This window comes from Vibrio sinaloensis DSM 21326 (assembly GCF_000189275.1).
Lineage (GTDB): Bacteria > Pseudomonadota > Gammaproteobacteria > Enterobacterales > Vibrionaceae > Vibrio > Vibrio sinaloensis.
In genome coordinates this window covers 1-21,382 of sequence record NZ_AEVT01000132.1, presented here as the reverse complement: position 1 = coordinate 21,382, position 21,382 = coordinate 1, and the positions used below count along the sequence as shown (strand labels likewise).

General features: G+C 44.9%; 18 protein-coding genes and 1 tRNA gene. 16 read left to right on the top strand and 3 right to left on the bottom strand.

Annotated features, from left to right (window positions below):
- The first annotated feature begins 100 nt into the window (after window positions 1-100).
- From gshA to luxS, 3 genes are read left to right on the top strand one after another with little or no spacing between them, the layout of a single operon-like run.
- Entirely contained in the window at window positions 101-1,669 is a 1,569-nt protein-coding gene (gene gshA / locus RH45_RS22615) for a glutamate--cysteine ligase (RefSeq protein ID WP_008081876.1), read from the top strand.
- Between the two features lie 9 nt (window positions 1,670-1,678).
- On the top strand, window positions 1,679-2,278 hold the full coding sequence (locus RH45_RS22610) for a transglycosylase SLT domain-containing protein (RefSeq protein WP_039959142.1): 600 nt from the start codon (window positions 1,679-1,681) through the stop codon (window positions 2,276-2,278).
- Between the two features lie 24 nt (window positions 2,279-2,302).
- The gene (luxS, locus tag RH45_RS22605) at window positions 2,303-2,821 is read left to right on the top strand and encodes an S-ribosylhomocysteine lyase (RefSeq protein ID WP_008081874.1); all 519 of its coding nucleotides are present in this window, start codon (window positions 2,303-2,305) and stop codon (window positions 2,819-2,821) included.
- 56 nt (window positions 2,822-2,877) lie between these two features.
- On the opposite strand, the gene RH45_RS22600 is transcribed toward luxS, so the two are convergent.
- Window positions 2,878-3,354: an RDD family protein gene (locus RH45_RS22600; protein ID WP_008081873.1), complete on the bottom strand. Its 477-nt coding sequence runs from the start codon at window positions 3,352-3,354 to the stop codon at window positions 2,878-2,880.
- Between the two features lie 190 nt (window positions 3,355-3,544).
- On the opposite strand from RH45_RS22600, the gene RH45_RS22595 reads away from it, so the two are divergent.
- The 5 genes from RH45_RS22595 (at window position 3,545) to RH45_RS22575 (ending at window position 9,667) form a co-directional block, all read left to right on the top strand.
- A complete protein-coding gene (locus RH45_RS22595) occupies window positions 3,545-4,210 on the top strand; it encodes an SDR family NAD(P)-dependent oxidoreductase (protein ID WP_008081871.1) in 666 nt (221 codons plus the stop codon).
- Window positions 4,211-4,372: 162 nt separating this feature from the next.
- Window positions 4,373-4,457 (top strand) — tRNA-Leu (locus RH45_RS22590).
- A gap of 282 nt (window positions 4,458-4,739) precedes the next feature.
- Window positions 4,740-6,632 carry an acyltransferase family protein gene (locus RH45_RS22740; RefSeq protein WP_008081869.1) on the top strand — a complete coding sequence of 631 codons (1,893 nt, stop codon included), beginning with the start codon at window positions 4,740-4,742 and terminating at the stop codon, window positions 6,630-6,632.
- A gap of 198 nt (window positions 6,633-6,830) precedes the next feature.
- The gene (locus RH45_RS22580) at window positions 6,831-8,744 is read left to right on the top strand and encodes a methyl-accepting chemotaxis protein (RefSeq protein ID WP_039959139.1); all 1,914 of its coding nucleotides are present in this window, start codon (window positions 6,831-6,833) and stop codon (window positions 8,742-8,744) included.
- 227 nt (window positions 8,745-8,971) lie between these two features.
- A complete protein-coding gene (locus RH45_RS22575) occupies window positions 8,972-9,667 on the top strand; it encodes a VC0807 family protein (protein WP_008081865.1) in 696 nt (231 codons plus the stop codon).
- 46 nt (window positions 9,668-9,713) lie between these two features.
- On the opposite strand, the gene RH45_RS22570 is transcribed toward RH45_RS22575, so the two are convergent.
- A complete protein-coding gene (locus RH45_RS22570) occupies window positions 9,714-12,281 on the bottom strand; it encodes a cytochrome c peroxidase (RefSeq protein WP_008081863.1) in 2,568 nt (855 codons plus the stop codon).
- Window positions 12,281-13,570, bottom strand: coding sequence for an Lcl domain-containing protein (locus RH45_RS22565; protein ID WP_008081859.1), 1,290 nt, complete (start codon window positions 13,568-13,570; stop codon window positions 12,281-12,283). Before RH45_RS22565 ends, RH45_RS22570 begins: the two co-directional genes overlap by 1 nt.
- A gap of 420 nt (window positions 13,571-13,990) precedes the next feature.
- On the opposite strand from RH45_RS22565, the gene RH45_RS22555 reads away from it, so the two are divergent.
- From RH45_RS22555 to RH45_RS22520, 8 genes are all read left to right on the top strand, one after another.
- Window positions 13,991-14,293, top strand: a complete 303-nt coding sequence (locus tag RH45_RS22555; RefSeq protein WP_008081845.1) for a PTS sugar transporter subunit IIB — start codon at window positions 13,991-13,993, stop codon at window positions 14,291-14,293.
- An 83-nt stretch (window positions 14,294-14,376) separates the two neighbouring features.
- Window positions 14,377-15,711 (top strand): PTS sugar transporter subunit IIC, encoded by a 1,335-nt coding sequence (locus RH45_RS22550; protein ID WP_008081843.1) that lies wholly within the window; start codon window positions 14,377-14,379, stop codon window positions 15,709-15,711.
- Between the two features lie 45 nt (window positions 15,712-15,756).
- A complete protein-coding gene (locus RH45_RS22545; RefSeq protein ID WP_008081841.1) occupies window positions 15,757-16,065 on the top strand; it encodes a PTS lactose/cellobiose transporter subunit IIA in 309 nt (102 codons plus the stop codon).
- Between the two features lie 5 nt (window positions 16,066-16,070).
- Window positions 16,071-17,393 (top strand): 6-phospho-beta-glucosidase, encoded by a 1,323-nt coding sequence (locus RH45_RS22540; protein WP_008081840.1) that lies wholly within the window; start codon window positions 16,071-16,073, stop codon window positions 17,391-17,393.
- A gap of 15 nt (window positions 17,394-17,408) precedes the next feature.
- Window positions 17,409-18,140 (top strand): chitin disaccharide deacetylase, encoded by a 732-nt coding sequence (gene chbG, locus RH45_RS22535; RefSeq protein ID WP_008081839.1) that lies wholly within the window; start codon window positions 17,409-17,411, stop codon window positions 18,138-18,140.
- A gap of 95 nt (window positions 18,141-18,235) precedes the next feature.
- Window positions 18,236-19,234, top strand: a complete 999-nt coding sequence (locus tag RH45_RS22530; RefSeq protein WP_008081838.1) for a LacI family DNA-binding transcriptional regulator — start codon at window positions 18,236-18,238, stop codon at window positions 19,232-19,234.
- Between the two features lie 67 nt (window positions 19,235-19,301).
- Window positions 19,302-19,709 carry a VOC family protein gene (locus RH45_RS22525; RefSeq protein ID WP_008081829.1) on the top strand — a complete coding sequence of 136 codons (408 nt, stop codon included), beginning with the start codon at window positions 19,302-19,304 and terminating at the stop codon, window positions 19,707-19,709.
- 116 nt (window positions 19,710-19,825) lie between these two features.
- Entirely contained in the window at window positions 19,826-21,088 is a 1,263-nt protein-coding gene (locus RH45_RS22520) for an HD-GYP domain-containing protein (RefSeq protein ID WP_008081826.1), read from the top strand.
- The last annotated feature ends 294 nt before the right edge of the window (window positions 21,089-21,382 follow it).

Sequence of the window (21,382 nt, the reverse complement as noted above, 5' to 3'; positions counted from 1 at the left end):
CATAACATAGAGCAAAGAAAAAGAGTGACTACTGTCACTCTTTATAAATTACTTGACCGGTTTGGCTGTCGCTGAACCCTTGATATAAGCGAACCTCATTTTGACTGAATTTGCTGCGCGACTTGAGCGAGTTGCACGAAACCCAGAAGTATTTAAATCCTTTGGCCGCGGTGTCGAACGCGAAACGCTTCGCTACCATCAAGATGGGCACCTTGCGACCACGCCACATCCAAAGGCATTGGGGTCTGCTTATGCGAATAACTGGATAACCACCGACTTTTCTGAATCGTTGCTTGAGTTTATCACGCCTGTTTCTCAAGATATTGATACTCTGACTGCTCAGTTAGAAGACATTCATCATTTTACTCAAACCAAGTTGGGTGAAGAGAAAATGTGGCCGCTATCGATGCCTTGTTATGTCGGAAGTGAAGATGACATCAATTTAGCTCAGTATGGCTCTTCGAATTCTGGCAAGATGAAAACCCTTTACCGTGAAGGTCTAAAGCGCCGTTACGGTAGCCTGATGCAGATCATCTCTGGTGTGCACTTCAACTTCTCATTCCCTGAGTCGTTTTGGGATCAGCTGTATGGTCAGCAAGATGAACAGCAGCGTCAAGAGAGTAAATCTCAAGCGTACTTTGGCCTAATCCGCAATTACTACCGTTTTGGTTGGCTGATTCCTTACTTCTTTGGTGCGTCACCCGCTTTGTGCGGCTCATTCATCCAAGGGCGTGAGACAAAGCTACCGTTTGAGAAGATCGGCGGAACCTTGTACCTCCCTCATGCAACGTCATTACGCTTGAGTGACCTGGGATATACCAACAGTGCACAAAGTGCGTTGAAGATCGGTTTCAATAGCCTGGAAGAGTACCTTGATGGACTCAATACTGCGATTCGAACGCCATCTGAAGAGTTTGCAGAGATCGGGGTTAAGGTGAATGGTGAATATCATCAGCTTAATAGCAATGTGCTGCAAATTGAGAATGAACTGTATGCGCCGATTCGTCCAAAGCGCGTTGCGAAATCCGGAGAAAAACCTTCTGAAGCGTTGGCTCGTGGTGGTGTGGAATACATTGAAGTGCGCTCATTGGACGTTAACCCATACAGTTCGGTCGGTATCAATGCAGAGCAAGTGCGTTTCTTAGATCTATTTTTAGCATGGGCGGCATTAAGCGACTCGGAAGATATGGACTACTGTGAGCAAGCTTGCTGGCGTGAAAACTGGAATAAAGTGATCGCTGAAGGTCGAAAACCGGGCCTCGAGCTGCAAATTGGCTGCAAAGGTGAAGTCTTAAGCCTCCAAGACTGGGCTAAGCGCGTGTTTGTTGAATTGACGCAGATAGCTGAGCTTATGGACGCAGCACATGGTGGAAATGAGTACCAAGCCGTGTGCTTTAAGTTGTTGGAGTGGATAGACAACCCAGAGCTGACAGTATCTGGCCAATTGCTTGCTGATACCAAGCGTCTCGGTGGTTTGGGCAAAGTCGGCTGTGAGTTTGGTCAACGCTACCGTCAACAGCACCTTAATCATCAATACCGAACCTATAATGCTGCGTTAATGGAGCAAGAAGTGGAGCGTTCCGTTCGTGCTCAAGCTGATGTGGAAGCTGCGGATGAGCTCGATTTTGATGCATTTCTTGCTGATTACTTTGCGTACCTCAATGCATAAGGTTCTCAAGTGACAAGGACGTTAGCAATACTTCTTTCTGCAGTGACTTTGGCGGGCTGTGCGACGGCTCCGCCAAAAAATCACTCCAATCTGTGCGAAATTTTTCGAGAGAAACCGGCTTGGTATGACGATGCTGTTGATATGCAAGAAGAGTGGGGGACGCCAATCCAAATTGCGATGGCATTCGTTAAGCAAGAAAGTAGCTATCGCCATGATGCTCGTCCTCCCAAAGATTACCTATTAGGTTTTATTCCGTGGGGCAGAGTGAGTAGTGCATACGGGTATGCTCAAGCTCAAGACCCAGCCTGGGAAGACTTTCAAAAAGCGACCAACCATGGAGGCTCAAGATCCAACTTCTCTGATTCTCTGATGTTCATTGGTTGGTATACTAGCGAAACGCAAAAGCAACTTGGTGTATCGAAATGGGACCCGTATAACCAATACTTGGCTTACCATGAAGGTCGAGGTGGTTATAAGCGTAAATCGTATCAATCTAAGCCGAGCTTATTAAAGGTTGCTCGCAAGGTTGAGCAGCAAGCAAAGGATTACGGTTGGCAACTTAAGCAGTGCCGACAAGAACTGGAAAATAACCGAAGCTGGTTTTTCTAATACTAGCTTGAGAGGAGAAGGACAATGCCGTTATTAGATAGCTTTACAGTAGATCACACGCGTATGAATGCACCTGCTGTACGTGTGGCGAAAACCATGACGACCCCTAAAGGCGATACCATTACGGTTTTCGACCTGCGTTTTACTGCACCAAATAAAGACATTCTTTCAGAGAAAGGTATCCATACACTGGAGCATTTGTACGCAGGTTTTATGCGTAATCATCTGAATGGCGAGAGTGTAGAAATTATCGATATTTCACCAATGGGCTGCCGCACAGGTTTTTACATGAGTTTGATTGGCACACCTCAAGAACCTCAAGTGGCGGATGCATGGCTTGCGGCGATGCAAGATGTGCTAAAAGTGGAAAGTCAAAATAAGATCCCTGAACTGAATGAGTACCAGTGTGGTACTGCTGCAATGCACTCTCTTGAGGAGGCAAAACAGATTGCTCAAGCGATCATTGATTCAGGGATTGCGGTCAACAAAAACGATGATTTGGCGCTTCCAGAAGCTATGCTAAAAGAGTTAAAAGTTGATTAACCAGCGATAACGTAAAAAGGAAGGCAAGCCTTCCTTTTTACGTTTTTCACCAATGCTTAATTGGCTTTGGGTAATACCACCACTTCGGTTTTTGCCCAGATATCATGGAAGCCGCGTTTTTTAGGATCAATAGGCACGGTAAGATTGGCCAGACCAAAGCCCGACGTCGCAACTCGAATCAAGGCTTGAGTTGTCGTAATTGGTGAGCCGTCGTTAGCTCGTAGGTGCAGTTTCCAAGCCCGCATTCCCAGGGTTTGACCTGCACGGGTCCAGAAGAAGACGAAGAAATAAATCCATACAAACGCCAAGTAAGCGGTGTAGACTGGGCTCCAGACTGGGTGGTTAGTCAAGAAATCACTCACGTCCGCATAGCCCGCAACATCAAACAGTCCCATCGCCATTAACGCATGCAAAACCGCTATCACAATGCCCGCTGCCATCATTTCCACCGCGACAATAATGAGCCCATCATAAAAAAGTGCACCTAAGCGACGAAAGAGCCCCGCTGGTGGCAAAGAGTCTGTGGCTGACATAAAACCTACTTACCAAAATCAAAATTAGGCGAAAGAATAAAGCTTCGATTCTAATCTGAAAAGAGACCGTGCGCACAGACTGCCTAATTGATGACTGAGATTAAAACCAACTGCGTTATAAAGGCAGTATGTGTTAAGTAAGGGGGCTTATGAACCCTCTTACTCAAATCAAGAGCAAAAGAGTAACGAGATGATAGTAATTACGGGAGCAAGTAGTGGATTGGGAGCGCAGCTTGCCGCGCAATATGATGCGGATGGTAAGGCGACATTCTTGACTGGACGCAGTCAAGATAAGTTAAATGCGGTTGCAAAGGGTTTATCTAACCGCTCGCAACAGCTCACTTGTGATCTGACATCCTATCCTTCAGTTTCTCGCTTGTTTGATGCCTTAGATGATTCCCCAGAAATGATCATCCATTGTGCGGGCAGTGGTTACTTTGGCTTACTCGGTGATCAGCAACCTGAGCAGATCTCTCAGCTGATAGAAAATAATGTCACCAGCGCCATTACCGTGTTACGTGAATCGGTTATTCGTTATCAAGATAAGCCGATTAACTTTGTGATGGTAATGTCGACAGCGGCTCAGCAACCCAAAGCACAGGAATCAACTTATTGTGCCGTTAAGTGGGCAGTGAAAGGATTGGTTGAGTCAGTTCGTTTAGAGCTAAAGGGAAAGCCAATGAACATTATTGCGGTTTATCCCGGAGGGATGGCAACCGAGTTCTGGCATACCAGCGGAAAGCCGCTTGATACCAGCAGTTTCATGACAGTCGAAGACGCCGCGACAATGATGCGTGAGGCGCTTTCATCCGCGGGAAATGGCTACGTATCGGATATTACTATCAACCGTCGTTAAGAGGTAAACAGAATAATTTTGCCTTCCGTTTGGTCAGGGATGCTGTATGGTCACACTTTATGGCGAAATAATCAGCAAACGATGGTTTATTAAGGCTTTTCTTCTTGCTTCGATAGTTAGCATACGTATAATGCATCACATCAGAGGGCACAGCCCCGAGATGCCGGTGTGGTGAAATTGGTATACACGACGGATTCAAAATCCGTTGCCTTCGGGCGTGGCGGTTCAAGTCCGCCCACCGGTACCATACATAGAAAGGTCGCTTTTATAGCGGCCTTTCGTCGTTTTGCTCGCCTAAAAATGGTACCTCTACTCTACCTCGCATTACGACTCACCAATACGGTGGCCTGCAAGTGCCGCCCCTGCGCAATCTAATCAGAAAACTTCACTGCCGATATGTTTGCTCTCAGTATCATTTATAAAACACTAGGGCGCTTCCTCATTATTCTCACTGTAGGCTAATTAGGATAACCTTACTTTCCTCCCAGATTCATTTTGACTGAGTGTTTTATTAATCAGGTATAGGCTTGTGACGTTTCGAAAAGACATAAGTGGTTTAAGAGCGATTGCGGTATTAGCTGTGATGTTATTCCACTTCAATCCAAGTTGGATGCCTGGTGGTTTTGTTGGAGTCGATGTGTTCTTTGTTATTTCTGGTTTTCTAATGACAGGGATAATATTTACAGGGCTTGAACATGGAAACTTCTCAATCTCCAAATTTTACGTCGCGCGAGCAAGCCGAATTATCCCGGCATTGACAGCCCTCTGCGCCATTTTGTTACTGCTTGGTGCGATCTTTTTTGCACCATTAGACTTCCAAGCGTTAGCAAAACATGTCGCGAGCAGTCTGGGTTTTATATCCAACTTAATTTATTGGAAAGAGTCTGGATATTTTGACTCTATATCGTATGAAAAGTGGCTTCTGCATACTTGGTCTCTATCTACAGAATGGCAATTCTACATAATTTACCCACTGATTCTTATTGTCATGAAACGTTTTATGTCAGTGGCAACAATGAAATTGACCATTCTCTCTTTAACGCTATTTGGGTTTCTTCTCTGTGTTTATGTCACGGATAAATGGCCTAACCCTGCCTATTATTTACTACCCACTAGAGCTTGGGAGATGATGTTGGGTGGTTTAGCGTATCTTTATCCTGTACGAGTAGGAGAAAAGGCAAGTAAAGCGATGGAGTTATCTGGAGTCGGATTCATTGTGCTCAGCTTTTTGCTTATTTCCAAAGAAAACTCGTGGCCGGGGTATCTGGCGATATTGCCTACACTGGGGACGGTTTTAGTTATCCAATCTCACAGGGAACATAGCATTGTTACGGGCAACATGATATTTCAGTTGTTAGGTAAGTGGTCTTATTCTATCTATCTTTGGCATTGGCCTATTGTGGTGGCCATACACCATTTATCTTTAGGAGAGGGTTTTGTTTATTTAGGCATTGTACTGTCGATAGTGCTGGGTTTCTTAAGTTACCGATACATAGAAAGTATAAGCCTCAAGAACGAGTACCCAAATTTCGCTCATGTTATTGTCAGCAAACCCGTTCTAGTAACTCTGACGGTAGGGATCGTTTCTAGTGTCGTTTTCCTTTACTACAGGGGGCTGATCAAATCGCTTCCTCCTGTCAACCAAATGGCTGACTACAGAACAGGATACTGCTTTGGCTCTCCGGGTGTGAATAAAAGCGATACGTCTTTTTTAGACTGTTATCTTGGTGACCGCTCTAAACCAAGTAGAGCCTTACTGTTTGGAGATTCATTTGCTGGTCAATATGAGCCAATGTTAGACCAAATCTTCGCTGACATGTCGATGTCTATACATTCCATTACAACCAACTCTTGCTATCCATCACTGGGAGAAGGCTTCCATCATCAGGACACTCATATCGGTTATAAACAGTGTTTAATGGATAGAAGGTTTGTAAGCGAAAATATTGAAAACTATGATGTTGTATTTATTTCTCGTCATTGGGGGGAGCACTTTGTTGATCATCGAGACTCGACATCAGAAGTCATTCATTGGATAGAAAACGTTATTGATAAAGGCACGATAGTTTTCTATTTACCCAGCCCTAATCTATATCAAGAAAACATCGGTAAAGCCTTTTTATCATCAGAGCTAGGCCGCTATAACTTTGTGCCTGATTTTTCATTGAGAAACGAAAGTATTGAATATGCGGATGTCAAAGAGCAGCAACTAATCGAGCATTTTAAAGGCACAGCTAACTTTAGATTTATACATAAAGATGATTTGATTAAAGGCCACGACTTTTTCTATCAAGGAAAAAAATACCCTTATTCCTTCGACGGGGAACATATCTCTGAGTTTGCCGCCAGATTTGCAGCGCGAGATTTTCGCAAAACAGACCACTATCATGCTTTGTTGTTAGCGTTGCATAGCGAGTACTAACCCGTGTGGGGTTATATAAGTTTCATGGGGGATTTCTGCGTTCAGGCCAAGTCGTCCTTAGGCTGCTTTCTTGCTGTGGGACCATTTAGCTATCTTATTGATAATATTGTGATCAATGTTGTAACTTGAATGTAATGAAGTTAAGTTGCATCCCAGTAGTGGTACATTTGTTCGGTTTTATAAAATGGTTGTAAAAGAATGAATGTATTGAACAGTTTTAAGGGAAGGATTGTTACCGTAGTCATTCTCTTAATCACACTCTCACTCACGGTATCTAGTTTCCTTTCGTATAAGCAACTTTCCTCTTCGATTGAAGAGCGGATCAATGAGTATTCGATGCTCAAAATCGAAACCACCAGTGATACGATCTCAACCTGGTTGGAAACGATCAAATCTGGATTGGTTGCTAACGCGCCAGATTTTGCTCCACAGCGCAGTGATGAGCAAATTTTGTTGATGATCCGCCAGATCGCGAATACTTCACCAGCGTCCGATATTTTAGTTGGCTTTGAAGATGGCCGCTCTTATGGCAACAACAGTGGTAAACGTGATTTAAACCAATACGATCCGCGTACAAGGGACTGGTACAAACTTGCGGTCAATAAACGTGGCACGATTATTACCGATATCTACAGTGACGCCTTAACAAAAAGCTTAATGGTGAGCATTGCAGAGCCTTTCTATGCTCAAGGTCAACTCAAAGGGGTGCTGCTGGCTGACATAGAGCTTAACTTGCTTGATGAGCTGGTAAGAAAAGCACCATTCCCTGGTGCCATGATGGGCTTGTACGATCTAACAAGTTTAACGATAGCGTCAAACGGTGAAGTGGACGTCCCGGGTGAAACCAAACTGTATGACTTTAACGATCTGAAACCGCTGACTGATGCTCTATTGAATCAAGCTTCTGGGATGATGGATTACAGCCTAGGCGGGGTTGAAAAGGTTGCGTTCTACAAGTCTATTCCGCTTGATGATTCAATCAGTTGGCACTTATTAGTAGGGGTGGATAAATCCGTTGCTTACGCGGAAATGGATCAAGCGTTGGAGTCCGCGTTGATCTCCGCCATTACCTTGCTAGCGCTTTCCTTTGTCATCTTCTTTGTGATCCTAACTTTTGCTTATCGTCCTATTTTGGCGCTGAAAAGCACTATCGTCGATCTTTCCCAAGGTAATGGTGATTTGACCCGTCGTTTAGAAGTGAATTCGGAAGATGATCTTGGCCAGATCGCCCAAGCGGTGAATACCTTTATCGGTAATTTACAAACCATGATGCTGGATGTTGCTCAGGCTTCGAATCAGATTTCAGACAACATCGAGTTGCTTAAAGCCCAAACGCAAAGTAATGAAGGCGTGTTGTCTGCACATGCGATGGAAACGACACAGGTAGTGACCGCGATGACTGAGATGAGCTCAACCGCTGATAGTGTGGCGGAAAGTGCATCCAAAACGGCCGAGTTCACTAAAACAACCAATGATGAAGCGGTGCAATCTAAGCGTGTGGTTGACAGCTCTGTTCGCAGTGTCGCTGACTTAGTCGTTGAAGTTGAAGCAATGGCAACCAGCATTCAAGCCATGAATGAAGACTCACAAAAAATCGGCTCAGTGCTGACAGTCATTGGTGAGATCGCTGATCAAACTAATTTGTTGGCACTGAATGCAGCGATTGAAGCGGCGCGTGCTGGAGAGCAAGGACGTGGATTTGCCGTTGTAGCAGATGAAGTCCGTGCGTTGGCTGCGAGAACTCAGCAAAGCACGACAGAGATTAATAATATGCTGGCCAACCTGAATGAAGGTACTAAGAGCGTTGTTAAAGCGATGGATGACACTAAACAACGCTGCCAAGAAACCGCTCAGGCGACAGAAAATGTTAATGGTAGTTTAGATGTGATGGTGGGGTCGATTGCCCGAATCAATGATTTAGGGCTAGAGATAGCAACCGCTGCGAGTCAACAAAGTGCTGTCACTGATGAGGTGAGTCGTAACATGACAACCATTCAAACCATGGTAGAAGAATTAACGGCCAACGGCTCTCAAGCTTTGGAAGGTACGATGGAGTTGGCAAACAACAACCAAAAACTGTCTGAGATTGTGAAACAGTTTAAGTTGCAGTAATTTTGTTATTAGCCCGAAAGAGGAAACTTGGATCAAGTTTCCTCTTTTTGTTGGTAAACTTAGAAGATAGGTCTGAGCAGGTTTTGTGATCTCGACTGTTAAGGTGCTAACTACCGATCGATGTCACATGTCGTTACACTGCCTGACCCGTCAGGGCTTTACTTCTGTTACCCAGCAAGGAACAATCCCTGTGAAGCAATATAGCCAGTGTAATAAGCAGAGAAATTATGACTAACACGGAAAACAAAAAGTCGAACCCCTTGTTCGAGATTCTTTTTAACGTTTTTCTTCCTTCATTCATATTGATGAAATTCAGTGGAGAAGAACATCTAGGGACAGGCTTAGCGTTGATTGTCGCGTTATCATTTCCTATCGCCTACGGTGGTATGGAGCTTATTCGCAACAAGAAGTTTAACTTTATCGCAGCGCTAGGATTTGTCAGCGTATTGCTTACTGGTGGTATTGGCTTGTTGGAGCTTGATACTCGCTGGTTAGCCCTGAAAGAAGCATTGATTCCAGGTTTAATCGGCATCGCGGTACTGGGTTCTACGTTTACTCGTTACCCATTTATGCAAAAAGTGATTTTTACGCCGTCGCTGCTCAACATGCCATTGATTGAAGAACGGCTCAAGCAAGCTGGTAACCCTGGTGGGGTAGAGCGTTGTCTGATGACGTCTAATTACTTATTTGCTAGCACTTTTGCGTTTTCTTCTGCGATGAACTACTTTTTGGCAACATGGATTGTCACCAGCCCAGCGGGCACCGCAGCCTTTAATGAAGAGCTGGGCAAATTGACGCTATACAGTTACCCAATTATCGCGATTCCTAGTCTATTGATGATGGTCGGCATTTTTTACTATGTATGGCGTCAGATCCGCAATATGACTTCTTTAGAGACAGAGCAAATCTTTATTACTAAATAATAAGAGTACGATCGTAAAGCCCAGCAGTAATGCTGGGCTTTTTACATTATTGTCCAAGTTGCGATTGGGTCGCAGACTGTTGTGGGCTCGATGCGGTGATGACTTGCATAAAAGATTTTAGCGCTTCTGCTTCTTCAAAAGTCAGGTTGAGCGGTCGAATCTTGTCAGACAGCTTAGGGTAATTAGGGTCGTATTTATCCCAGCCGAATGGAGCGTTACTCGCCATCCCCTCGGAATACATTGAAACTACGCCATCCATGGTGTGAACTAAGCCGTTGTGGAACCATGGACCGGTGTTCATGACATCTCTTAATGAAGGTGTCTTAAACTTACCGACGCTCTCACTTTGGCCGTCAACATTATATTGTCCAAGATCTTCATAGAAGGCTTTGTAGTAAGTTAAGCCGACATTCTCAAAGCCGTGGTTGGTGAGCTCCGGCCCCATATGACAGTTGACACAACGACCATTGCGACGATAAATGTCCAGCCCCCATAGCTCTTGATCCGTTAAGCTTTCCGTATTGCCTGTCGCAGCTTGTTCGATAAAGGTATCTAAGCGACTCTTGTTGCTGACAATGGTACGTTGAAACGTCGCCAGTGCCATAGACAACTGTTCTTGCGTAATCGTCTCTTGGTGAAATACCGCTTTAAAACGTTGTGGGTAGCTTGGGTGTGTATTCAAGCGTGCCATCAAATTAGGCAGGGTTTCAGCCATCTCAAGAGGATCTTGGATTGGCATGAGTGCTTGTTGTTCAAGATCGGTCGCTCGTCCATCCCAAAACAGTTGTGGTAAGAAAGCGCTATTCACGATCGTGGGAGCGTTGCGTTTGCCTCTTTGACGATCATGACCAATAGATACTTCTGAGTTATCCGTCCAACCTTTGCGGGGATCATGACAACTGGCGCAAGAAACATCTTGTGCTCTTGACAAAAACGGATCAAAAAACAGATCTCGGCCCAGTGCCACTTTATCTTCTTGGTAGGGGTTGTGCGCTGGAAACTCCGGCGAAGGCATGAGTCCAAGCTCTTGGTAATTAGCGGTATCGTCGACAAAAGGCGCAGGCCAGCTATCTGGCGTACTCGCATAAGCCTGACGAAGTAGACGCATGTTTGGTCGGCTATGATTGCCGATAGAACGAGGGTCTTCACTGGCTCTATTTTCAAATTCAGTTGCCACTAACAACGCTCTTGCTTGTTGACCTTCTATTGCTGTCTTTGCAGTGAGAGACGATGTATTTGGCAGTTCGATCAAGCCGTAGCCGTTGTCAGTGGCTACCCAATAGTGTCCCGCTTGTGGTTTATTCAATGAATCTTGGTAAAGCAGTTGATAGTCGCCCCCGTCGACTTGCTGGTGAAGCAATGTCGAGAGCTCTTCAATGGTTGGTATTCGCCAATCGCTGCGGCCACATTGCGCGCTAGTGTTTATCTGATTAAGCATTGCCTGTAATTGGCATTGATCCTGAGTACACGGCATACCATTGTTTTGTAGGCTGAAGGTGTTACTTGTTGCGCTAACATCGTTGCTATTGGGAGTCAGCCAGTAGACATAGGAGAAGCGCCCATCGCGTAAAAAAAGGTTATCTCTTACTAAACCACGCATGTCATCAAGACAGCGCCAAGGGCTAGCAAGATAATGATCCGCTTGCTTATCTTTTGGCAGTGGTTGTCCATTAACATCAAGGCGAATAAAGCTGGTTTGTTCTGATTGCGGGCTCAGCTGTTCGCTCGGTAGGCTAGGATCTCGGTAAGCACCACTCACCAGCATCGCTGATGCTGGCTTACGTTTGTTTTGACTAGAAACTTGTAGGTGTTGCGCACCAAAGCTATATCTGTGTCCTAGGTTGTCTTGCTGAACATCACTGGCATCAGATGCTAGCCAGTAGTACTCGAATCCTGTGTATGGAAAAAAATAAGGGTCGATGGCTGCTTGACTTCTATCGAGTGCGAAATCCTGACTGCTGGTGAGATTTTTTAGCTCATAATCAAAAGGAAGTCGCCAGTCTGAACGACCACACCATTGCTGGCTATTGGCGTAGTCGATCAGATGTTCGGTATTGCAGTTGCCTTGGCCAAGAAAACATCGCGCTTCAAACGCTGGTAGGTTTGCATCCCAATCTTGCCAACCGAATGTTTGTTGCTGAGGTTGGATTGGAGCGACCCAGCGTACACCTTGATGAGTCGTTGCATCATCAATGCAGTACCAAGCCGACTGCTGTTTGGCATCTTGCAGTGATTGTTGAGTAAACCTCGGTGGTGTGTCGTCCACACGCAACATCCAGTGAATGATCGTTTGGTCGTTAGTGCCATTAATCTCGATACGAAATTGATCGGTGCCGATGACGCTATCTGAAGCCACATATTGAATGGTTGAGTCGTGAATGTAGAGTCGGCCATATTTGGGTGGTTCGACAATCCGAATGGTTTGTTGCTCGGCAAGCGAATAACGATGTTCAAAGGATTCACTTAAGTGCACCTCAGCTCGGGGCTGGGTGTTGAGAGTGACAGGCTTGGTTGGTTCATCTGCTTGTGAAGAGGAACCTGAGCCATTGCAACCAGATATAAGCAAAGACGCTGCAACCAGTGCAGCGCCGTATTTAGATGTTATTTTTTTCATTATTGAGCGCGAGAAGTAGAGATAAGTCGAACACGATGGGTTTCGGTATGAGGTCTGCCGCTACTCTCAGACCATTCATCCTGGAAGGCGACAGCGATACTTTCGTTTTCCGGGTCGTAGAGATCTTCGGTTTGGGTCCAGTAATAACTGTTTTCTGCAACAAGAGTATCGTTGAAAATAGATTGGCTATAACCAGCGCGATATGAGAAACCTTCCATATTGAAAGCAAAGGCATCAATGTAAAGAGATTTCAGTTCAGTTTCGGTAGGTAGTCGCCAGTCGTTTCGTCCACATAGAGTCAACTGATTGATTTCTGCTACATACGCCTCGGCTTGGCTAAAACTCATAAGCGCACTATCTTGGCTAACTCTTTGCCATAAGATATCTGTGTTCGGCAGTGCACTCGAATAGTGATTATCTTGGGTGCAATGCCACTGTTCAGCGTTTTGGTCGCGCAATGGTTGACCATGTTCGCCCCGCTTAACAAAACGTTGTTGCCACGTTGCATCTTCATTGCCTTCAGCATTGATCTCGGGCTTCATTTCGACCGTGATCTCGGCAATCGTATCGTCAAGTTCATCCGCAATCGTGTTACCACGAACCAGTAACGATAAGCGTGGCTCGTTGGTAGAACGAGGAGGCATGCGTTCATAAGCGAAATCGTCAGCCATCCACATTACGTAAGCGCTACCTACGGTTGCGTTTGAGCCTTGCCAATCCCCCTCTACCGGGTTGATATCATGTCCATCTGGGTATTGAGTGAAAGTTGCCGTCCAGTATGCTTCATCAAAGTTGGCTTCCATGTAAGGAAAGAAGAAGCTGTCGATTGGTGATTGGCGTTTGTCGGCATCAAATTTTTGAGCATCGAGTATGGTTTTCCACTCATTACGTGTAGGAAGCCGCCAGTCGGTGTGACCACAAAGTTGTTGCTGATTCGCCACGTTTACCAAATTGTCGGTATTGCAGTCGCCATCTAGATTGCAACTGGCTTGGGCAAACTCGCGGTTGTTGATTTGGCGATCAGCCCAGTAATACGTAGAGTCGAATGCAAAGTCACCATTGGCTTGAGCGACTTGCCAGGTCAAATTTGAAGAGGAATCAATTACGCACGACCAGTCGCTGTTCTGCTTAGTCATGAGTTGTTCTTCATCGGTTAACGGAGTGCCTTCGTGATTGAGCTTAACAAAGCGAGCAGCAGCTTGAGTCTGTTCATCTTCTGAGTTACTGCCAGAGTTACACCCAGCGAGTACGGCTACAGTCAGTAATGCTGTATATGGATGGTATTTCATTATTATATTTCTAAGGCTGATGAATGGACGGCGATATTACAAGTCGTTACATACATATGCAAATAGAAATGATAATTCTTACCGTTTTCATGTTGTTGCTTGCGGTTTCTCTGCATGTACAGCCTAAAGGTAACGCATTTCTCACTGCTCACAGGCCCTCCTCAACCAAGATATGGCGCGTAAATATCAAGCTCTTCACTAGTTAAATAAATAGAAAGCTAACTCGGAAATTGAGTCTAAATTAAATTTAGTAGGTAAGTTTTAATTATTTATCTATGAAGGTTAAATATAAAGATTGTTCGACTTTCTTTATTAAAATGAGATTTCGTTCACGCACAACGCAACCGGTTGCGCTTTTTTGTGTTGGTTGTTTTTGCTACAGTTGCGTTAGTTTAAAATTTAAACACAAGGAGCAAGGCGATGAAAAAAATTCTCTTATGTTGTAGTGCTGGGATGTCGACCAGTATGTTGGTAAGAAAGATGGAGCAAGCTGCTGAATTGAAAGGAATTGATTGTAAGATTGATGCAATGTCAGTCAATGCGTTTGATGAAGCGATCAAAGAGTATGATGTGTGTCTGCTTGGCCCTCAAGTTCGCTTTCAACTCGAAGAGTTACGCAAAACGGCTGAGGAGCATGGCAAAAACATTGCCGCTATATCTCCACAGGCTTATGGAATGATGAAGGGTGACGAAGTATTACAGCAAGCTCTCGAATTAATCTAATTTAAAAATTAACTTATCAATAAAAGAATATGCGCAAAATTATTGCGTAGGGATTCTTTTATCTAAAAATAAGGATGGAATCTATGAAGCTTTATGATGCGATTATAGGAATCGTGGAAAAACATATAGCACCGTTAGCTGCCAAAGTCGGCAACCAACCTCATGTTAGAGCAATGCGAGATGGGTTCATCGTTGCGATGCCGTTCATCATTGTAGGGAGCTTTATTTTGATTTTTGCTTTTCCTCCCTTTGGTGAAGACACAACAAACGCTTTCGGTCGCGCGTGGCTAGACTTCGCAAGCACCAATTTTGATACCATTATGATGCCATTCAATATGTCGATGGGCATCATGACTATTTTTGTTTCTTTGGGAGTCGCGTATAGCTTAGCTAAAGCTTACAAGATGGATGGCATTACCAGTGCTGTCTTGTCTTTGATGAGTTTTTTATTGGTTGCGGCTCCAGCAAAAGATGGTGCTCTAGCAATGTCCCATATGGGAGGCACCGGAATTTTTACTGCGGTAATGTGTGCTTTTTTCTCCGTCGAGCTGTATCGATTTATGAAAAAGCACAATATCACCATTCGTATGCCTGAGCAGGTTCCTCCCGCGATAGCTCGCTCGTTTGAAGTATTACTGCCTGTGTTGGCGATCTTTATTACGCTGTATCCGCTTAGTTTGTTCGTTCAATCTCAATTTGGCATGCTCATTCCCGATGCCGTAATGGCGATGTTTAAGCCGTTGATCAGTGCGTCGAATACTCTGCCTGCCATCATCGGCGCTCTGCTGTTGTGTCAACTGCTTTGGTTTGCCGGTATTCACGGTGCGGCGATTGTTGTCGGCTTGTTATCGCCAATTTTCCTTACCAACATCAGCGCCAATATTGATGCGTTTGTGGCAGGTGAGCCGGTACCAAACGTATTCACACAACCATTTTGGGATTTCTACATCTTCATTGGTGGCTCGGGGGCGACATTGGCACTGGTGATGTTGATGTCTTTTAGCCGCTCCGCGCATCTTAAAAGTATTGGTCGCATGAGTGCTGTACCTGGCTTCTTCCAAATCAATGAGCCGGTTATTTTCGGCAGCCCGATAGTGATGAACCCGATATTGTTCATTCCGTTCGTATTCGCCCCAATCATTAACGCAACAATTGCTTATTTTGCTGTCCAGTTAGGCTTTGTGGGGATGGGGGTTGCAACAACTCCTTGGACGACACCGGCCATTATTGGTGCCTCATGGGGTAGCGGCTGGACGTTGTCGCCAGTGTTGCTTGTTATTGGTCTACTAATACTCGATCTCTTCATTTACTTACCTTTCTTTAAGATGTTTGAAAAGCAGGTGATGGAGCAAGAGCAACCCAGCAAGGCAGAACAAACTCAACCTCAAGCAGCGCCCAACTCTGGTGTCCCTGCATAATGTAATGTTCGGGCTGCTATGGGCAGCCCAAGAAAGGAAGTCGTTATGGAACAAGAAATGGTGGTCATGGAAATTATCTGCAATGCGGGTGAGGCGCGGAGTTTATGCTTTGAAGCACTGCGTTTATCGAGAGAGCAGCAATTTGAGCAGGCTGAACAGCAACTGACTTTGGCAAAAGAGTGCCTGAACAAGGCGCACTTGACCCAAACTCAGCTTATTGAACATGACCAAGGAGAAGGGAAAATCGCCATGACCTTGGTGATGGTTCATGCTCAGGATCATTTGATGACAACAATTTTGGCGCATGAGTTAGCCGTGGAAATGGTTGCGCTTCACAAACAGCTTGCGAGGTAGGGAATATGGCTAGAGGAGCAATTAAACTCGCCATTATCGGCGGAGGAAGTAGTTACACACCAGAGCTGGTCGAGGGAGTTCTCAATCGTTTAGATACTTTGCCAGTCAAGCAAATTCATTTTGTTGATATTGAACAGGGGCGAGAAAAATTAGACATCATTGCGAGCTTAGCCAAGCGCATGATCGATAAAGTAGGGGCAGACATTGAAGTTAAAGCAGACTTTGATCGACGTAGTGCGATCAAAGACGCCGACTTTGTGATGACTCAATTTCGTGTCGGCGGATTAGCGGCGCGGGCGAGTGATGAAAAAATTCCTCTTAAATATGATGTCATTGGCCAAGAAACGACCGGGCCTGGTGGTTTTGCAAAGGCGATGCGCACGATTCCAGTCATATTGGACATTTGCCGCGATATTGAAGAGTTATCACCAAACGCATGGATGCTTAACTTTACTAACCCAGCAGGTTTGGTTAGTGAGGCGGTGAATAAATACACTCAGGTGAAAAACATTGGTTTGTGTAATGTTCCGGTCTCGATGGAAATGATGATCGCTGAGATGATGGAATGCGAGCCCAAAGATCTCCAGTTAGAGTTTGCCGGTTTGAACCATCTCGTTTGGGTGCATAAGGTTTGGCTTGCTGGGGAAAATGTCACGGCCAAAGTACTCGAAAAAGTCGGTGATGGTGCTAATTTCAGCATGAAGAATATTTGGGAAGAACCATGGGATCCAAGTTTCTTAAAAGCGTTACAAGCGATCCCTTGTCCCTATCATCGGTATTTTTATCAAACGGATGCGATGCTAGCTGAAGAAAAGCAGAGCGCTGAAAAACAAGGAACACGAGCGGAGCAAGTCATGCAGACCGAAGCTGAGCTCTTTGAACTGTATCAGCAGCCTTCTTTGGATCATAAACCAGTTCAACTGGAAGAGCGAGGTGGAGCTTATTATTCCGATGCGTCTCTAAACTTAGTCGATGCGATTTACAACAACCGTAACTCATTGCATGTGGTCAATGTGGCGAATAATGGTGCCATTGCCGATCTGGCGCATGATGCTGTGATTGAGTGTACGGCGGTGGTTGGGAGCTGGGGGGCAAAACCTTTAGCTGTGGGGAAACTCTCTCCACGAATCTACGGTTTACTCAAACAAGTTAAAGCTTATGAACAGTTGGCGATAGAGGCAGCAGTGCACGGTAGTTATGATGATGCTCTTATCGCGATGAGCAGTAACCCATTGGTTCCTGATATCAGTCGTGCTAAAGCTATCCTTGATGAAATGTTGTTACTTAACCAGCCGTATTTACCACAGTTTACCTTGACCCATCTATAAGGATTAGCCAAAGCGATGAAAGTCATTTTTAATGCTGATGATTTTGGATTAACACCCGGAGTTAATGACGGCATCATCCAGTCACATCTGAATGGTGTTGTGAAATCGACAACCATGTTGGTAGGCGCTCCTGCTGAAGATCATGCGATCGCTTTGGCGAAACAACTGCCGACGTTACAAGTCGGGCTACACTTAAGGTTTACCTTAGGTCGCCCTCTCACACGAGGTGAAACTCTTTGTGACACTGATGGGAAGTTTCTCAGTTATCAAGCGTTTTGGGCACAGCAAGGTTTTGACTCTACTGCCGTTTATACTGAATGTGTGGCGCAGGTAGAAGCATTTCTCAAGTCTGGATTGACTTTAAGTCATATAGACAGCCATCACCACGCGCACACTCATAAGGCATTACTGCCCATTGTCCAAGACGTTGCCCGTCAATACGGTATTCCTTTACGTGGCCAGAAGGTCGCTCACCTGAACTACACGTTTAGCGACCAGTTTTATGATCAAAATGTTAAGCTCGATTTTCTCGTTGAACATCTGACAGAATTGAGCCGACAGTACGATGTAGCGGAGGTTATGTGTCATCCTGCGAATGTCGATCAGGCTCTGCGTTCTGTTAGTGGATACAGCCAGCAGCGTGAAAAAGAGTTGCAGGTATTGACCAATCCTCTCTTGGCGCTGAATTTAGCCAAGCGCTCTATCCAAGTCACGGATTATTCGGCTTTATCTATTCAGCACGAATAACGCCATGTAGGATATTTTCTGACTGCCAGAATACCCCCTAGTCATATCCTTATGTTCTGGCAGTCTCTTTATTAGCTCAAGAAGTTCAGGAAAGTATGGCAAGGATTAAAGATGTCGCCGAGTTGGCGGGTGTGAACCGTTCAACGGTGTCGCGAATTATAAACGGCGAAGGTAAGTTTAAAGAGGAAACAAAACGCAAGGTTGAAGAGGCAATGAAAGCCCTCAATTACAGGCCGAGCGCCATTGCGCGGTCTTTGGCTACCTCATCAAGCAACATGGTCGGTCTACTCGTGACTTACTATACCGGTGGCTTTTTCGGCGCGATGATGGATCAGGTACAAAGTGAACTGGATCTACATAAGAAGTTCTTGATCACAGCCCAAGGCCATCACTCATCTGATGGCGAAAAAGAGGCAGTACAGCGTTTTAATGACCTTCGCTGTGAAGGTTACGTTTTACACAGTCGCTATATGTCAGACCAAGAGTTGCAAACCTTGGCTGAAGCACCCACACCATTCGTTCTGTTGGATCGGCACGTCGAAAGCTTAGCTCAGCGATGTATTACCTTTAATCACACCAAAGCCAGTTATATCGCCGTACAGCATCTGTTGGATAATGGACACCACAACATTGCGTGCATAGCGGGGCCAGCTCATCGTCATAACAGCTTGCTTCGAAAGCAAGGCTATTTGAATGCGATGGAGGATGCGGGGATTCTAGTTAGAGATAATTGGATTGCTGAAGGGGACTATGGTCGTCAGAGTGGTTACGAAGCGGCTAAGCGATTAGTGAGCAATAACTCTGGTATTAGTGCCATCTTCTCTTGCAGTGAAGAGATGACGGTTGGGGCATTGCAGTTTCTGCATGAGTCAGGCATTGAGGTGCCAAATCATATCTCGATTGTTAGCTTTGACAGTATTGAACGCTGCGCAGATTTGTACCCGACAGTAACCGCGGTACATTTCCCTATTAGTGAAATGGCTCGCTCGGCGGCGCTGCAATTGAACAAACTGATCACTCAGCAAGAAGTACATGCTCCTGTAATGTTTGAACCACAACTCAAAATTCGTAACTCAACGCGTAGCCTAAGCTAAAGTTTGATGTTTTTCATCGCCTTAGCAAAAAGTTGTCTATCTTTTATAGAGAATAAGGAGATGAGCAATGTATAACTTAACCCCATATCTATTTTTTGCAGGCCGATGTGAAGAGGCATTAGAGTTTTACCATAAGTGCTTTGGTGGCGTGGTTGTCAGCAAACAATACTTTAAAGATGCACCTCAAGTGATCGAAGGTGCCGATCCCGATTGGATCATGCACGCTGAGTTCGAAGCGTTTGGGATGAAGTTAATGCTCTCAGATGGCATGGTGGCTAAGGAGCTGACAGGGAACAAGGTTGCGCTATCCCTGGTGCTAGATGATCTGGATGAGCAAGCCCGTTTGTTTGATAAACTTTCGACTGGTGGGCATGTGATGATGCCTCTGGCTGATACATTCTGGGGAGCGAGATTTGGTAAAGTAGAAGACCAGTTTGGCGTGCGTTGGATGCTCCACTGTAATTTAGTCAACTGATTCGCTGGTAACTCAGCGAGATACCAGCTTCTCATTACTAGCTCTAGTTGATGAATTCAATTATGGATTCATCTAAACTTATAAAGGAGTTAGTAACGCAAAGAAATCTGTAAAAAGTGGCAAGTATTAAGATTACTGTAGACCGAATCCAACCTGGATTACATATACGTCTACCTGTTAAATGGAATGAACACCCTTTTTTGTTTAATAGCTTCAAGGTCAAAGATGAAGAGCAGATACGCCTAATCCGCCATCTGGGGATTAAGCACGTCTATATGAATCCAAATCAAAGTGATGCACAACCACTGCCGCCAGCGAGCCATTCTTCTTCTGAAGAGGCTACTGACATAGATGGTGCTGCAATCGATAAAGAAGCGGAAAAACTCTGGAAAGAAAAGCAAGACCGAATTGAAAAGCTAAGTGCCTATCGAAGACGTGTCATTAATTGTGAAAAGGAGTTTGAGCGCTCTTTATCGCGAATGCGAGCGGTCATGAATAAAATTCGTAATCGCCCCGAGCAGGCTGTCGATGAAGCAACAAGCTTAGTGAATGATATCGTTGATAAGCTATTAAGTGACGACAATGTCACTCTGCATCTTATGAATGGTAAGAGTGAGTTCGAAGACATCTACTTCCATTCGCTCAACGTCTCTGTGGTTTCCATGATGATTGCGAAAGCGAAAAAAATGGAAGCAGATGAAATTAAACAGATCGCTTTTGCTGCTTTGTTCCATGATATGGGTAAAGTGAAGGTTCCTAGCGCAATTGTACGTAAACAGACGCCACTTTCTGAACCCGAGAAGAACTACCTAAAACTTCACACAAAATATGGGCTCGAGTTAGCGAATAATATAGAGGGGTTTCCTGAGTCAGCTAAAGCTGTGATTGAACGTCATCATGAACACAACGATGGTTCAGGGTATCCAGCGGGCCTGAAGGAAGCGGACATCGACGAATTTACCCAGATTATTTCGGTGGCGAATGCTTATGACAACCTGTGTCATCACAACATCCCTACAGAGCAAAAGATCCCTTACGTCGCACTTTCTCATTTATATAAGAACTGCAAGCATCTATATAACAACGAGAACTTAGGCTTATTGATAAAGTTCATGGGAATCTACCCTCCAGGTACCGTAGTCCAGCTGTCTAACGATATGGTTGGGTTGGTTATTTCAGTGAATGCCAGCAACATCCTTTACCCAAATGTTTTGATTTACGATCCATCGGTTCCACGTACTCAAGCGCCGATCATCGATTTGGCTGAAAAAGAGATAAAGATAGTTAATGCAATTTTACCTAATAAATTGCCGGATAAGGTTCGAGAGTACCTTAACCCCCGTTCGCGAATTTCTTACTTCTTTGACAGTGATGAGTAGTTATCCACAACAAAATGTGCATAAGATCTGCGTAAGCTGATAATAATTTGAGTGTAAAAACGCCCTTGAGCGAATGCTGTTCAGTTGGGCGTTTTTTATGGAAAAAATGCAAATTTAGGCTTGCCTTAAAAAAGGAACTCCCTATAATGCGCATCCACTGACACGGCAGACGCCACGGGGCTTCAGCTCAATCAGTAAGGTGAAAATCTTACAAAGAAATAATTTGAAAAAAGTGTTTGACTCTTCAGATTAACTCGTTAGAATTCACCTCCGCTTTGAGAAGAACGCTTCGAT